This window comes from Ruegeria spongiae (assembly GCF_023502395.1).
Taxonomy (GTDB): Bacteria; Pseudomonadota; Alphaproteobacteria; order Rhodobacterales; family Rhodobacteraceae; genus Ruegeria_C; species Ruegeria_C spongiae.
This window is the reverse complement of record NZ_JAMFMB010000052.1, coordinates 1-15,546: the sequence shown is the minus strand read 5'-3', so window position 1 is coordinate 15,546 and position 15,546 is coordinate 1. Positions and strand designations below refer to the sequence as shown.

The window sequence follows — 15,546 nt, the reverse complement described above, 5'->3', positions numbered from 1 at the left end:
CATGATTGAGCGGAAAGGAACGGGTCGATGATATTGGCGAGCTGATCCGGCGCCTCAAGCAGCAGAGAATGCTTGAGACCCGGCAGGATGTGTAAGGTCGAACCTTCGATCTTCCGGTGAATGAACTCGGCCATGCGAGGGGTTGACCCAATATCATGCTCTCCGGTCGAGATTATCGTTCGACATTTGATCGCTGACAGTTCGGGCCCCAGATCATTTTCGGCCAGAACACGGTAGGCTGAAGCATAACATTCCGGGTTGTTCTCTAAGGACTTTCTGCGCCGAGCTTCCAGCACCGTTGGGTTCGCTTCCCTGAATTTGTCCGAGAACCAGCGATCCACTGCGTCGGCAAGATGACTATCGGCACCCTCGCTTTCCAGAGTGTCCGCCCGCTGCCTAACGCGCTGTCTTTCTTCTGCGCTGCGTCCAGCAACTGTCGAAATCAGCGAGAGATTTTTTACACGCCGGGGATGCGTCAAGGCGATTGCCTGTGCGATCAACCCACCCAGCGAAAAGCCAACCAGCGACGCCTGTTCAATACCGCAGTGATCCAACAATGCGACGGCATCATGGACAAAGTCCTGCAACGTATACGGACCAGGTGTCTGACGCGACCGCCCATGGCCCCGCAAATCGAACCGAATATAGCGCCGGTCAGGTGAGAGATAGGATAAAAGGCCGTCCCAGCTTTCCAGGTCGGACCCGACGCCATGGATCATCAGCACAGGATCGCCATCCCCCTTGTCCTGAAAATTTAGTGCAACCTCATGACTTCGTTCAAACATTCATAGGCACCTTTTTGATGCACGGTCGACATGCGCTATCTATCGACGGGTGAGATATACACCGTCCGCTTATAGGGCCTGATTTGTACGCAGATCGGATGATCGGTCCTGACCTCCAAAATGTGGGATCACCTTGTCGCTAAACAGCTCGACGGTTTTGTTTGCGACGTGGGCTGGCAGGCCAAACGTTGGCCCGATGATGATATGATTGATGCCCTCGGCCCGATAGCGTTCCAGTTTTTCTATGATCTCGTCAGGCGTCCCGATCAGCAGGTTTTCTTTCAGCGCCTCAGCCTGATATTCACCACGTCCCGCGACAGTGTCAAAGTCAACCGGCTCGGGAAACCCGTTGGTTACGGTGCCAGAATTCTTGAAGAGATTTTCGAAGTTACGACCAAAATTGATCACGGATTTCACGGCCGTATCCAGAACGGAAGGGTCTTCATAAACGCAACACACGCGTAATGTAGCATGGGTCAGATGCGGCGACCCATTTGCCAGATCGTGCGCAGCCCAAAACTTTGAATTAAGATCTTCGACTTCAGAGAAATCCTTTCTCAGTGCCGTTGACATCACATGGCAGTTGTTTTTGAGAGCGAACTCAAACGTGTTCTGATCGCGTGCGGCAACCCATATTGATGGGAACTTCTGTACGGGTTTCGGCACACAGGCAACCGAGGGGAAACTCCAGATTTCGCCTTCATGGGCATAGTCCCCCTCCCATAGCCGTTGAACAGTGGGAATGATCTCACGCAGGTAGCGACCGCCTTCGCCCTGAGGCATGCCGCCGGCCATGCGGTCGAATTCATACTGGTACGCTCCTCTGCCAATGCCCAGCTCCAATCGGCCGTCCGTCAGGATGTCACACATAGCGGCTTCTCCGGCCAGGCGTATGGGGTGCCAATACGGCGCGGCGATGACCGCCGTTCCCAGACGCGCGTTTTTTGTATGCGCTGCCCAATGCGCCAGTAACTGAAACGGATTGGGTGAGATTGTCAGCTCGATCGTGTGGTGTTCGGCTGTCCAGATGATGTCAAACCCGCCCTGATCCGCGATCTTCACCAGGTCCAAAGCTTCTGCGGCAACCTGATCCATCGACTTGCCTGTATCAAAACGCGCCATGTTTACGATGATCGAAAATTTCATGCTCAATATCCTATTTGTTTACACGCATCACAAAGGGATCGTGCTGGCCGCCCGAATAATCGATCACAACGGTCTTGAGACGGCTGAATTCTTCTATGGCGGCAAACCCGTTGTGTTTTCCGTATCCTGAATCCTTGTGACCACCGGAGGGCGACATGACCGAGGGGCTGCGGTAGGTATTTATCCAGACCATTCCCGCATCGATCCTGCGCATGAACCGCAGCGCCCGGTTGATGTCCGTTGTCCAAATACCCGAGGCCAATGCAAAGTCACTGTCGTTGGCCTGCTCGAAAAGATCGTCGTCGTTCCTGAACTTCATGACAGCCAGAACCGGGCCGAAGATCTCTTGGCGCGCGATACGCATGTCGTTGGTGACGTTGGTAAAAACCGTTGGCTCTACGTACCAGCCTTGGCCCAGGCCATCTGGGCGTTTGCCGCCAAAGGCAAGCGTTGCACCCTGCGTTATTGCGCTGTCTACAAACTCGGCGACCTTCTCGACCTGAGACCAAAGCGACAATGGTCCAAGCTGCATGTCGTCTGATCTTGGATCACCGATCGTGATCGCGCGCGATCGTTCCACGATCTTTTCGACAACTTCATCATGGATATTTTCCTGAACAAAGCAGCGTGATCCGGCGACACAGGTTTGACCAGCAGCGGCAAAAATTCCCGAGACGACCCCGTTCACCGCCGCATCGATATCGGCATCGTCGCAAACTACATGCGGGGATTTCCCGCCCAGTTCCAGTGTCGCTGGGGTCAGTTGGCCCGAGGCCGCTTTGGCGATCTCCCGACCTGTTTCCGGCCCACCGGTAAAGTCGATCTTGTTCACGCCAGGATGCGTGATCAATGTGTTGCCGACCGAGTGTCCCAGACCGGTGATTACATTGAACACGCCGTCCGGAAAACCGGCTTCCTTCATCAACTCTGCAAAGACGACAGCACTTGCAGAGGCATGTTCGGACGGTTTGACAACCACAGTGTTGCCACATGCCAGACAAGGAGCCAGCGCGCGCATCATCATGTAGAGTGGTGAATTCCAGGGAATGATAATCGCCACAACTCCGAGCGGTTCCCGGATGGTGAAGTTGAGCATGTCGGCTTTGTTTACCGGAATCGTTGTCCCCTCGATCTTGTCTGCCATGCCACCAAAATAGCGCAGCGCAACAGGAAGGGCCTGACTAAGCGCGCGCATCTCGCGCAGCAGCTTGCCATTGTCGCTGACCTCGATTTCGGCCAGCCGCTCGATATGTTTCTCCAACAAATCCGCCAGTCTGTACATCAGGAGTCCGCGCTGGCTTTGGCTTATGTCACGCCATTCAGGATTGCGACTTGCCTGTTGCGCTGCCTGGACGGCTGCGTCCACTTCGGCATCGTTGCAATCGGCCAATTCGTACCATTGTTGCCCGGTTGTCGGGTCGAAACTGGCGATGGAACGCCCTTCGGAAACCAAGTACCGGCCATTGATATAGATGGGCAGAACTGTATTTCGCAGAGAGTCGACCGAATGGTTTTTCATGCGCCCTTTTCCTGTTCAGACAGAAAGGTTTTCCAGGTCGTCGCGTTTGTTTCGATCGGATTGATGCGGCCGGAAGCGTGAGTGTCATCGACATAGAGCCCGAACCGGGACTGTTTGAATTCACTCTGAAATCTTCGCAGAACCGACCGAAGCTGACGGATCGCGATGGCGTCGAACGGAATCTCATCAAACTGAAACAGTGCCGTATGATCCGTTGGTTGGACATGGTCTGCATGACCCAGAAAGATCATCCAGGTCGTGTCACCTTCTGGTGCATCAAAAACAGAATAGAGGAAACCCAATTCCGCAGTGATACCGCTTTCTAAAAGGGTTGCCTCCAACTCGGCACGGCCTTCCCTGAAGCTTGATTGCACATTGCCCATCGGTAACGCCCAACCGTCATCGCTTTTTGTCAGGATCAATTGGTCCTGATAGGTAATAACCGCGCCCAATCGCACGCCCCCATGCGAGGTAACCTCGCCAACAGCGCGCTCTCCAAGACCAAGATCTAGGTAATGTCCGCGCAGATACGCCAGGGGGCGCAGTTCGGTTTCGCAAAAACTGTCGATCCTTCCGATCAAGATCACATGATCACCTGCATCAACGAATTCGTGCGTCACACAGTCAAACCAGGCAACGCAATCATCAATCAGCGGAGAGCCGTTCGCGCTTTTGTGCCAAGCTACGCTGGCAAATCGGTCTTCGACACGCGAGGCGAATTGACCGGATATGTCCTGCTGCGCCTCGCTGAGTATATTGACAGCGAAACGGGAACTCCGTGCAAAATTGCCGATGTTCGAGGAACTTTTTGCCAAGCAGACCAGCAGCAATGGGGGGTTGAGAGAGACGGAAGTAAAGGAATTGGCGGTAAACCCGATCGGCTCACCTTTGGCATTTGTTGTTGTCACTACAGTCACGCCGGTTGTGAAGCTGCCAAAGGCCTTTCGCAGTTGGCGGCAAACCGATTCATCTGAAAAATTCAGATCAGACACTACTGAAACCACTCCTTGTTTTTGAAGCAGAATGAAGTAGATGCAGGTTCTGGTCTTCACATCGACCGGTCTAGATTGCGCGTGATCTTTCCTATGAATCCTACGTGGATTTTAGGTTCAACAATCGGATTGCCAGATCCAACTCGAAACACACATCCGGGTCATCGAAATCAATGCCTGCTTGTTCTTTGAGCGTTTCAAGACGGTATCGCAGGGTTGATACATGAATGTTGAGCGTATCGGCCGTTTCCTGATATCGTCGCCCGGTGCGCAAAAACGTGGCTATTGTATCTATCGCGACACGCGATTTTTTCTCACCCTTTTTGAGCAGAGGTTCAAGCAACCGATCCAGAAAGTCGCTGACACTGTTCATGTCTACCGAAGCCAGAAGAACGGGTAGTGATCCGACATTGGCCGAAGACACCCAACCGACAATTCCCATTGTCTGCCCGAGCACCAAGATAGATTTACAGCTCTCGTAAAATTGCGAGAGTTGGCGAATATCTGTCGAAACGTCCGACATCACCAATAGCACTTGTTGGGACACCAAAGGCTTTATTCGCTTCAGAAATTCCGATCTTTTTTTCTTTCCAATCGATTTTTTCGAGACGTTGACCAGCATCACGAGCTTATCGTTCATAACACAGGAAATTGTCGGGCCAAAATTCTGCTGCGCTGATCGCAGAATGAAACTTTGCGCGCTGTCCGTGAAATCTTCGGCCCTGTCGGTGCACAATACCAAAAGCCGAAATGGTGAAGATAGGTCGAATTCAAGCTGGTGCGCTTCGTCCTGGATCTCTTCCGGGTCATGCCAATCTTGTGACACCAGCCGGGTCAGCAACCGCCGCGCGGTTGTCCGCTTTGCCTTGAATTCAACAAAACTCCTGAGAATAAAAGACGATAGCGCTAGGCGACCGGCTTGCGCGGATGTACTTTCATGTTCGCTCAGTTCGGAGGTGCCGAAGAAGAACAGGGATCCGACATGTGTTGCATCGATTTTCAACGCACATGCGCGCACCTTGAGCTTGGTGTCGTTGACGCGCAGGTCAGTGATATCCAGCATTGTTTTGCCGTGTACGGAAAGTGCTGCGGTAATCACTTCGTCGGGCATTCGGTTGTTGTTCTTGAGTGGCAAAGGCGGTGGTGCCGCGGGGTCAAAAAGCCCTCTGCCTGAGGTCAGATCAACCGCCAGCCAACCGCTGGGGAACAACCCGCTCAAACCGACTGCGAGCGACTCTGCAGCATCATTGTCCAGCGTCAGAGCGAGAGAATCTGTCATACTTTCCAGGATCGCCCTAAGGCGGTGAACCTCTTTTTTTTCCTTCTCGATCCGCTGAACTTTACGGATGGCAATGCTGCTCAAATCGGCCACGCATTGCAAAAAACTGATATCGCTTGGCTTCAGGTCGACGATTGACCGCGAGGCGACGTTATACACCATCGGTCGATGATTTTCGTCACACACATCCAGTGGAATGATCACCGACGTATGATAGCCGCGCGCGCGCGCGTCCTGGCGAAACCCGGGGAATTCTTCTTGCTCAGCAGCGTCATTCAAAATCAGCAACTCACCGGATTCCAGAACCGAAGCTACTGGACTGATACTGGCGTCCCACCCTTCGAAACTGGTCACCTCTCCTTCGGTTTCAGGATCGAACCGGACAATGGGAATGGTGCGCCCTTGTGCTTCGTCAAATATCTGAATGCTGCTGATATCCCATTGAGAATGCTCGCAGACACCGCGCGTCAGATGTCGGTAGGTTTCCGTTGCGTCCTGGCTGGCATCGATGAACAGGGCCAGATCAGCAATGTTCTTAAAAAGGTTTGCTTCCGACGAAACCGATGAGTGGCTCAATGGTTGACCTCAAGGGGCTGGTTAGCATGACTTCCAGCTAAGCACTTCACCCGGCACGAAACAAGAATTCCATAAGTCATGATCAAGGCCGGGTTTTTCACCGCCCTCGACCGCAGCGCGGGCGCTCGCGATTTTGCTGTCAGCAAGGTTTTTCGCGGCTGACGACGGTTGCAGGCCAATGCCAGGGCTGTCCCCATTCCACTGATACCGCCGCCATATCCCTGCTCTATCCGTGTGAGGATAGCACGGCATTCACTCCGGGAGCTTTGAATCGCCGAACTTTCCAAATCCGTATTCTGTCACCGCGACACCGGTCTTGACGACATCGCCTTCATGATAGGTGATCCTGCCATAGCGCTGCTGTATGACCATATCGATGGTTGAGTCGACCAGCGGCAACTGCCATGTGGCAAGTTCTTCGAATGCCACGCGAATGTTGCGATCTCCGATCCTCGCATAGATGTTGCTTTGTTTGTGTGAAGACAGCTCATCGTCGGCAACGACCAGAGATCCGTCTGTTTCAATCATTTTGAAATAGTCGTACTTCTTGTACCCGAACACCGCATCTGCGGTCCAAATGGCGATGTCTTCATCATCAAGGATACCATGCAGGAACCGGTACCCTGTATATCTGGGTGCCTCACGCCACAGGACATGTTTGCAATACCCGCGCGTTGGCATCGTCTTGCCCTTATACTCAAGTGTTCCCTTCAAATCGGGAAGGTGAAGCACTTCATCGTTTTCCGAGGCGGCAAAGGTATCTTTCCACGCAAGCACGTTCACTGGCCGTACGCGCGCGGTAAACCCCTCCGATCCATCATTTCGACGCGCGACAATGACGATCTCGCCGTCTTCATCCCTTATGTCCATAATATCCGAAGAGATGTCCAGAAACGCACTTTCAGACTGCGACCAGACCTGAGTGCTTTTGCTGATTTCGTTTATCTGGCCATTTTCAAAGATCCAGCCCGCATGAACACAGAAGCTCGGCCGGTAGACAAGGCGCACCGAAAAGGCCATCCCACCGGCGAAAAAATGATACTGAAGGCCATCGTTCTTTACGAATTTGAACGCAGGTCTGCGCGTTGTGTCAGTCATTGTCTGGTCCTTATCTAGTGTTCGATGTTAGAAGCGCACAAATGGACGAGTGCTCGTTTTCGCGGTTTTGTGTTTCTGGTTTGCAATCGGTTCCCGGCAGAATGGTGGGGTTTTGCATGACCCCGGTTCAGAACCCCTCCACAAGATGACACGCAACAGCGTGCCCGGTTTTGCCCGTTCTCAAAGGGGGCACGATATTGCGACACTTGTCTTTCGCCAGCGGGCAACGCGTGTGGAAGCGGCAGCCGGAGGGTGGGTTGGAGGGGCTTGGAACGTCACCTGCCAAAACAATCTTTTCGCGTGATCTCAATTTGGGGTCTGGCAGAGGCACTGCGGAAAGAAGCGCCTTGGTATATGGGTGTTGCGGGTTCCTAAAAATCTCTTCCTTTGTTCCAACTTCCGCGAAAACCCCGAGATACATCACGGCAATACGATCCGCGATCAATTCCACGACGGCCAGATCATGTGAGATAAACAGCAAAGACAAATCGATATCCGCCTGAATATCCATCATCAGATTGATGATCTGGGCCTGGATAGAAATATCCAGCGCCGAAACCGGCTCGTCGCAGATGACGAGGCTGGGCTGCACCGCTATTGCGCGCGCAATTGCAACCCGCTGTCGCTGCCCGCCCGAAAACTGATGGGGATACCCGGACATCTGCTCGGGCCGCAGACCCACTTTTTCAAACAGTTGTTCCACCCGGTCAGTCAACTCCGAGCCACTTGCGATCCTATGGGTCGTCAACGGCTCTGCCACGGCTGCCCCGATGGTTTTTCGGGGGTTGAGCGATGCGTAGGGATCCTGAAAGATCATCTGCATTTTCTGCCGCAGCGGTCGCAGGGTACGTTCGCCGCAGTCCGAAATGTCCTCGCCCGACAATTCAATCAGACCGGATGTTGGTCGTAGCAATCTGAGTATCGTCTGACCCGCTGTTGATTTTCCACACCCACTTTCCCCAACGATTGCAAGGGTTTCGCCCGCTCTCAGATCAAACGAAATTCCGTCCACGGCCCGGACATGATTGGTCACCCGAGAGAAGACGCCGGTGCGTATGGGATAGTGTTTCTTAAGGTCCCGCACATGCAAGCGCAGGGGTTCTGGTTGATGGGCGGTCATCGGACACCCCCCTCTGGTTTATGAGGGAACCAACATGCGACGCTGTGCTCATCACCAATCTGGTGCATTGGCGCAGGTGTTGAATGACAAGTCTCATTCGCATGGGCACAGCGCGTTGCAAACGGGCAACCGGCGGGCAGCGCATTCAATGCCGGCACCGAGCCCGGGATTTCCTTCAGACGCTTTGTGGCCGTGCTGTAGTCGGTGCCGAATTGCGGCAATGACCCAAGCAATCCAAGCGAGTAGGGATGTGTCGCATTCTCGAAAAACTCGACAACTGGAGCGTCTTCGACCTTCTGACCCGCATACATCACAACGACACGGTCAGCATTTTCTGCAACCAACCCCATATCGTGGGTGATCAGAACAATAGCTGTACCGAATTTCTGCTGCAGCTCCTTCATCAATTCGGTGATTTGTGCCTGGATGGTAACGTCCAGCGCCGTTGTGGGCTCATCCGCCAGGATAATCCGTGGTTCACAGGCCAATGCCATCGCGATCATGACCCTCTGGCGCATCCCTCCGGACAGCTGATGCGGATACTCCGTCAGGCGCCGGCGAGGTTCGGAAATGCGCACGGTTTCCAGCAGTCTTTCGGCATGCTCCAGCGCGGCAGATTGGGACAGACCCCTATGCACCATCAGGACTTCGGCAACCTGAAATCCGATGGTGCGCAGAGGGTTGAGGGAACTCATGGGCTCCTGAAAGATCATGGTAATGTCATTGCCGCGGATCTTGCGGAGCTCGGCATCGCTCAGCGCCAGAACGTCCCTTCCGTCGAACTGGATTGTTCCACCCGAAACACTGGCGACAGAAGGAAGCAGGCGCAGGATCGACAAGGCAGAGATGCTTTTGCCGCATCCGGACTCGCCAACGAGGCAGACGGTTTCACCCTTCCTGACTGAGAAAGAAAGACCTTTGACGACCTCAAGGTTTTTACCGATTTTGATGCTCAGATCGCGTACATCCAGAATTGTCTGTGTCATCGCCGGTTACATCCGTTGCTTTTGGTGCGGATCAAGCGAGTTACGTAACCCCTCACCCAACAGATTGGCCCCCAGAACAGCGGCAAAAATCGCAACAGCGGGCGCGATGACAAACCAGGGCGCCAGACTCAGGAATTGAAAGCTGGTCTGCACCATCGACCCCCAGGTCGAGACCGGCGGCTGAGCACCCAGGCCGATGAAACTCAGGCTGGATTCCAGGATGATGGCAAACCCCAGCCCCAAAGAGGCCTGCACGATCACCGGTGCGATGGCATTGGGCAGGATATGAACGAACAGGATGTTCCAAACTGGCACGCCGATGGAACGCGCCGCCAGCACATAGTCTTCGTTCTTGATGGACAGAACCTGCCCGCGTGTCAGCCTGATATAGGTCGGAACGGAGACAATCGAAATTGCAATCGTGGCGTTTACCAATCCTGGCCCCAGCAACGCGGAGATCGTCAACGCCAGAACCAGTGGCGGTAGTGCGATGACACTGTCAAAGACACGCATGATCAGTTCATCCACAAAGCCGCCGACATAGCCAGAGAGTAACCCGATCGGAACGCCTACCAAAACCGACAGAACAACGGCAGATACGCCAACCGCCATTGACAGGCGGGCACCATAAAGCAGCCGCGAAAAGATATCCCTGCCCAATTCATCCGTGCCCAGCAGGTGAGTCGCACCGGGCGGCTGCAACAGGTCACGATAATTGACGGCGTTAGGCTCATATGAGGTGATCACAGGGGCAAAAATCGCCGCGAGAATGAGCAGGGCCAAAATAAGAGCGCCAAATGCGCCGGTTGGCTCTTTCAGGCACCATCCCGCGATCGAACGGGCATGGCCGCCAATAGCCTGTACCGGGTTTCTCTGCGAAGAGGGAAATGCTGTCATGACACCCCTAAGCCCGTGATGCCCGGGGATCGAGAATCCCATAGACGATATCCACAATCAGGGTCGCAACCACCACTGCCACCGCAATGAGCAGCACCAGAGCTTGGACGATCGGATAGTCGCGGCCCAGAATTGAATCAACAAGCAGGCGTCCTATTCCGGGGATTGCAAAAACGGTTTCGGTTACCACCGCGCCGCTGAAAACCGTGCCAAGCTGAAGCCCGAGAATTGTCACGATAGGCAGCAGTGCATTCTTCAGCGCGTGCTGAATCAACACACGCGTTTCCCCCAACCCTTTGGCATAGGCCGTTCTGATGTAAGGGTGGCGCAACACGTCGCTGAAGCTGGCACGTGCCTGTCGAATCAGAATGGCGACAAGGCTGAGCGCCAATGTGATGGCGGGCATGATCGTGTGTTTCATGCTTGCCCAGAAGTCGACCGTGGGCAGCACAAATCCGGATGGTGGCAACATCCGCATCCGGAAGGCGACAAAGTAGATCAGCAGCCCGCCAGCCAGAAAATACGGCGTCGATGCCCCGACAAAGGTGAGCATCGATCCGATCCTGTCCCATACCGAATTTGGCCGCGCCGCACAGATCGCTCCAAAAGGAATTGCAAAAGCAGCCGACAGGACAAGAGCCGTCAGCCCGATCTGAAGCGTCGGAACTAGGCGCGGAAGAATGATGTCGATGACCGGTTGATGGCTCCGGAACGACAGGCCAAAATCACCCCGCAGCATCCCGCCGACCCAATTGAAATATTGTACATAGATCGGTTCATCCAGACCATATTGAAGGCGGAGTTCGGCAATGGTCTCTTCGCTTACTTCGACCTGCGCTTGCCCGACAATCAGATCAATGATGTCACCGGGCAACAAACGCATCAGGAAGAATACGATCAGGGACACCAAAATCAGGACAGGGATCGATGCAAGTGTGCGGCGTATTATGAAGGCGAACATTCAGTCAGATCCACGTCGATGCACTCGTTTGATTTCTGCACTTGGAAAGTGTCAGAAAAAGTTACAGGGCTGGCCCGCCAGAGCCAACCAGCCCCCGCGTGCATCGATCAGCCGCCTATCGAAATGTACTTGTATTCGATAATGGAATCTGCCGCATGTCTGAAACCCTGCAGCTTCTTGCTGATGCCCTTGAAATCGGAACTATAGTGCCACGGCACATAGATCGCGTCCTCATTCATCAGGCGGGTGATTTCACGGAACATGGCACGCCGTTTGGCCGGGTCCGTTTCCGCCCGCTGATCGGAAAAGAGTTTATCCATCTCGGCGCTGCTGTAACCGTGGCGCTTGGCATAGGACCCGTCGGACGCAAGCAGAACTGACAGATATTGGTCCGGGTCCGGCCGGTATCCCCACCATCCATGCATGTCCATTGGCAGTTCTCCACCACGCAGTTTTGCGCGATGGCTTGCGTAATCCAGTTGTTCCAGATTGATGGTTACACCCACATCCGCAGCCATGGATTGTATCAGTTGAGCGGCCCGTTGCTTGACTGGCTCGGGGCGCAGATAGGCGGTGATTTCCGCAGACCCCAATCCCGACTCATCCAGAAGCTTCTTGGCCTTATCGGTGTCGTAAGAAAAGGGCTGATAATCCGTGTCGTGGAACGGGTGACCGGGAAGAATTCCGCTATATCCTATGGCCCCAGTTCCGAAATAGGCGGCATGATGCAGCGCTTCTCGATCAATCGCCCAGTGGAACGCCTGGCGCAGTTTCTTGTTGCTTCCGGGGAATTCATCCTTGGCGTTGAAACCGACATATTCCCATCTGAAGCCAACGCGTTCGGACACCACAATATCCGTCTGGTCGCCAAGTGATGCAATGTTCTGCAAAGGCAAATCTTCTGCCAAATCTACGCCGCCGGTCTGCAACTCGACCAACCGGGTGCTGCCGGTGGGTATGGGTCGCAGGATCAACCGATCCACATATGGCTTGCCTTCATCCCAGTAGTCTCCGTTTTTCTCAAGAACGGTTTCTGTTTCTTGCGAATAACTTACCAGTTTGAAGGGTCCGGTTCCAACCGGGTTCAGGGCGGCACCTTCTTTGCCATGCGCCTCGAAGGCTGTTGGCGAACCGATACAGCCCGAAACGTCGGTCAGTGGGAACAGAAACGCGGCAAACGGATATTGCAGAGCGATCTTCACCGTCAGATTGTCGACCGCCTCGATCGTATCCAGAGCCTTGATCTCGCCGCTGCGGATCGAGCCGATATCCGGGTCAAGAATGCGATTGATATTGTAGACAACCGCATCTGCATTGAACTCTGTTCCGTCATGAAAGCGCACATCCGGGCGCAGCCGCAATATGTATGTCTTGTTGTCGGGTTGTTCCCACTCGGTGACCAGCATCGGCGCCAAATTGCCGGACTCGTCGATACCAAAAAGCGTGTCGTGTATGGCCTGGGTCGTGCCGCGCCCCTGAAGGCTGCCGGTCAGATGGGGGTCGAAACTGATCGGGTCAGCGGTCAGCGCCACTTTTAGCACACCGCCTCCGGTACTTGCCAAGCTTGGTGCCGCGAATGAGCCAGCCGCTAAGCCACCAGCCAGCCCCAAGGTGCTGGATTTCACGAATTGTCTACGTGAGTACATTTAAGATTTCCTCCCCAGCTACCCATCCTTGCAGCTTTTCTAGGTTATTGGTCGTCCCCGGGGCTTGGGTCTGGTTGTTGAGAATCATTTCCCGACATTGACAGTCCTTTGAACAGATCGTCCTTTGCTGTAGCCCCTCCGAACGCCCCGACATGAACATCGTTGCATGTGCTCTATTATCCGCTCCACCTTACGGTAGGGGAATTGGGGTTATCTTCGTATGTTTCCAAGAAACTCAGAACCTGTTTTCCTATTTTTTGGAGGAGGGTATTGTTCTCATGTATAGCCCGAACTCCGGATGTGCCGCAAAGGGATGTGTTGCAATCTTTTGACTGTTGACGCTCATGAGTGCTTCGGATGAATGGCTATCGAAATTTTGAAGTCGAAAGTCCGTTGATGATCTCTTTCAAAGGCGCGCAATATCCGAAGGATGTTATCCTGTTCGCTGTGTTTTCTATGTCCGTTACGGCGTGTCATATCGCGATCTAGAAGAGATCATGCATGAGTGAGGTGTTTCCGTCGATCACACTACGCTGAACCGTTGGGTGACACGGTATGCAGGCGTAATCGCTGAAACAGCGCTCTGTCGTAAGGGTCCGTGTGATCGCTCTTGGAGAATGGACGAAACTCTGAGTAATTGAGCGACAGCTCTCTTGGCCGGTGCATGATGGCACTGGAACAATAACAGGAGAGCAAAATGGAACAGTGATTTGTCGGATTGGACGTATCGAAAGCAGAGACGTCGATTTGCATGTGCGATGAGAATGGAGCCACCGTGTTTGCAGTTAAGACAGTGACGGACCCTGATGTGATCTGTCAGGCACTGCGCAAAACACCGTGGATGTATTCAATGCGTCGTTCTTGAGACCGGCCGAATGGCGAACTGGCTTTACACCGAACTGTCGGATCGGAGCCTCCCGATGGTTTGTATTGACGCGCGCCACGCGCACGCGGTTCTCAGCCAGATGCATAACAAGACCGATGCCAATGATGCCGCCATGTTGGCCGAGCTGGCGCGGACAGGGTTCTACAGGAAGGTCGAGATCAAGAGCCGGATCGCCCAAGAGCGGCGAGCCTTGTTGAAAGCCCGGGAGGTGGCTTTGAAATCACGTGTGAATGTTGAAAACACCATCCGTGGTTTGCTGGCCAGTTTCGGGCTTCGGTTACCAAAGCATCTTCAAACCTACGAAGAACGCATCCACGCGATCCTGAAGGACCGACCGGTCTTGTCCAGTGCCATCCTGCCTTTGCTCGACTTGCGGGCAGCGGCCCTGCGGCAAGCGGCAGCCCTGAGCAAAGAAATGGTGCGCCACGCGAAAACCGATGAGGCCTGCCAACGACTGATGACGATCCCAGGCGTTGGTCCCGTGAGTGCCGTGACCTTTGTGGCAACGATTGATGACCCGCGGCGATTTGCAAAATCAGGATCGGTTGGTGCTTATCTCGGGTTGACATCCCGGCGTTACCAATCGGGCGACATCGACTATGGAGGGCGAATATCGAAACGCGGCGATCCCATGCTGCGCTCAACGCTCTACGAGGCCGCCAGCAGTTTGTTGAACCGTGTGAAACCGGGCAAGGGGCTGGAATTACAGAGATGGGCTCGGGCTCTCAAAGCCCGCACCAGTCGCAAAAAGGCGGTCGTTGCCCTGGCGCGAAAGCTTGCTGTGCTGATGCACGCCATCTGGACAAATGGATCAACCTTTCAAACGAAGGAGGCATAACCGATAGAACAAGCGGACTTCCCGTTCACGAGTTGCCGTACCGACCAACACGGCAGGCTGTCGACCGAACCCGTTCGATCTACATGCGGCTCACAATCCAGACCGCGCATGAAACCTTTGAGGGTTGATGCCTTGAACGCCGAGATGAAGCTCCAGCAGGAAGACTTCGGAAAGAACCTTGCAGGTGGTCTATACCGGACTGAAGAACTACCGGCTGGCGCCGGTAGGATCGGCGATGTGCTGTTCCAGGTACTGAAGTACTATGTCTTCGGTAATGGCCCCGTTGGTGGTCGAGAAATACCCCCTGCCCCAAAACCGGCAACCCCAGTACCGCTTGCGGATCGCAGGAAATTCCCGTTGCACCTTATGAGACGACCGGCCCTTCATCTTGCGCACCAGATCGGAGATGGCGAGTTTTGGCGGCACCGAAACGGACATGTGGACGTGATCGCTCGACAGCACCCCGCGCAAGATGTCGACCTCGTTCTCGCGGCAGACTTGACGGAGGATGTTGCGCACCCGCAGGCGCACCGCGCCGGTCAGAACCTTGTAACGATACTTGGTCGACCAGACGATGTGGTAGCGATGATAGAAAACGCAATGCTTGCCAGTGTCATATTGCATTGTCTTACCCTCTGGAAAATGAGCCTTCGACCCGGCTGCGGCTCATTTTCCAGAGGGTAAGGCAATAAGACGATTCTTCGCGCTGAAGCAGTTCCGACTGGAAGTCGGAGGGTTTCCTCCAGTGCGTGGATACTAAACTCACCGAGAGCTGCTGCTCAATTAGAGAACGTATATCAAAGTGAAAGGCACATGA

At 54.2% G+C, this 15,546-nt stretch carries 13 protein-coding genes and 2 pseudogenes; 2 read left to right on the top strand and 13 right to left on the bottom strand.

Going from position 1 to position 15,546, the window contains the following annotated elements:
* The 11 genes from M3P21_RS21510 to M3P21_RS21460 form a co-directional block, all read right to left on the bottom strand.
* The coding region (locus M3P21_RS21510) for an alpha/beta fold hydrolase (RefSeq protein WP_249713512.1) at positions 1–785 on the bottom strand (785 nt) is incomplete at its 3' end.
* Positions 786–854: 69 nt separating this feature from the next.
* Complete coding sequence (locus M3P21_RS21505; RefSeq protein ID WP_249713509.1) at positions 855–1,931, bottom strand: LLM class flavin-dependent oxidoreductase; 1,077 nt, start codon at positions 1,929–1,931, stop codon at positions 855–857.
* Between the two features lie 10 nt (positions 1,932–1,941).
* A complete protein-coding gene (locus M3P21_RS21500) occupies positions 1,942–3,450 on the bottom strand; it encodes an aldehyde dehydrogenase (RefSeq protein ID WP_249713508.1) in 1,509 nt (502 codons plus the stop codon).
* Complete coding sequence (locus M3P21_RS21495) at positions 3,447–4,442, bottom strand: flavin reductase (protein WP_249713506.1); 996 nt, start codon at positions 4,440–4,442, stop codon at positions 3,447–3,449. Before M3P21_RS21495 ends, M3P21_RS21500 begins: the two co-directional genes overlap by 4 nt.
* Before the next feature lie 100 nt (positions 4,443–4,542).
* Positions 4,543–6,297 (bottom strand): helix-turn-helix domain-containing protein, encoded by a 1,755-nt coding sequence (locus M3P21_RS21490; RefSeq protein ID WP_249713504.1) that lies wholly within the window; start codon positions 6,295–6,297, stop codon positions 4,543–4,545.
* A gap of 252 nt (positions 6,298–6,549) precedes the next feature.
* Complete coding sequence (locus M3P21_RS21485) at positions 6,550–7,395, bottom strand: hypothetical protein (RefSeq protein WP_249713501.1); 846 nt, start codon at positions 7,393–7,395, stop codon at positions 6,550–6,552.
* A 127-nt stretch (positions 7,396–7,522) separates the two neighbouring features.
* Positions 7,523–8,515, bottom strand: coding sequence for an ABC transporter ATP-binding protein (locus tag M3P21_RS21480; protein ID WP_249713499.1), 993 nt, complete (start codon positions 8,513–8,515; stop codon positions 7,523–7,525).
* Positions 8,512–9,501 (bottom strand): ABC transporter ATP-binding protein, encoded by a 990-nt coding sequence (locus M3P21_RS21475; RefSeq protein WP_249713497.1) that lies wholly within the window; start codon positions 9,499–9,501, stop codon positions 8,512–8,514. The genes M3P21_RS21480 and M3P21_RS21475 overlap by 4 nt, the downstream gene beginning before the upstream one ends.
* Before the next feature lie 6 nt (positions 9,502–9,507).
* The gene (locus M3P21_RS21470) at positions 9,508–10,398 is read right to left on the bottom strand and encodes an ABC transporter permease (protein WP_249713495.1); all 891 of its coding nucleotides are present in this window, start codon (positions 10,396–10,398) and stop codon (positions 9,508–9,510) included.
* A gap of 7 nt (positions 10,399–10,405) precedes the next feature.
* Positions 10,406–11,359: an ABC transporter permease gene (locus tag M3P21_RS21465; protein ID WP_249713493.1), complete on the bottom strand. Its 954-nt coding sequence runs from the start codon at positions 11,357–11,359 to the stop codon at positions 10,406–10,408.
* Between the two features lie 107 nt (positions 11,360–11,466).
* On the bottom strand, positions 11,467–12,921 hold the full coding sequence (locus M3P21_RS21460) for an ABC transporter substrate-binding protein (protein WP_249713491.1): 1,455 nt from the start codon (positions 12,919–12,921) through the stop codon (positions 11,467–11,469).
* Positions 12,922–13,401: 480 nt separating this feature from the next.
* On the opposite strand from M3P21_RS21460, the pseudogene M3P21_RS21455 reads away from it, so the two are divergent.
* A pseudogene (locus tag M3P21_RS21455) lies at positions 13,402–13,634 on the top strand (transposase domain-containing protein); the annotation flags it as partial.
* Positions 13,635–13,841: 207 nt separating this feature from the next.
* Positions 13,842–14,729 (top strand): annotated as a pseudogene (locus M3P21_RS21450) (IS110 family RNA-guided transposase); the annotation flags it as partial.
* A 207-nt stretch (positions 14,730–14,936) separates the two neighbouring features.
* Here M3P21_RS21450 and tnpA read toward each other — a convergent pair.
* Both tnpA and M3P21_RS21440 read right to left on the bottom strand, forming a co-directional pair.
* Complete coding sequence (gene tnpA, locus M3P21_RS21445; protein WP_249713486.1) at positions 14,937–15,353, bottom strand: IS200/IS605 family transposase; 417 nt, start codon at positions 15,351–15,353, stop codon at positions 14,937–14,939.
* Between the two features lie 4 nt (positions 15,354–15,357).
* A partial coding sequence (locus M3P21_RS21440; RefSeq protein WP_249713483.1) for a hypothetical protein occupies positions 15,358–15,546 on the bottom strand: 189 nt, incomplete at its 5' end.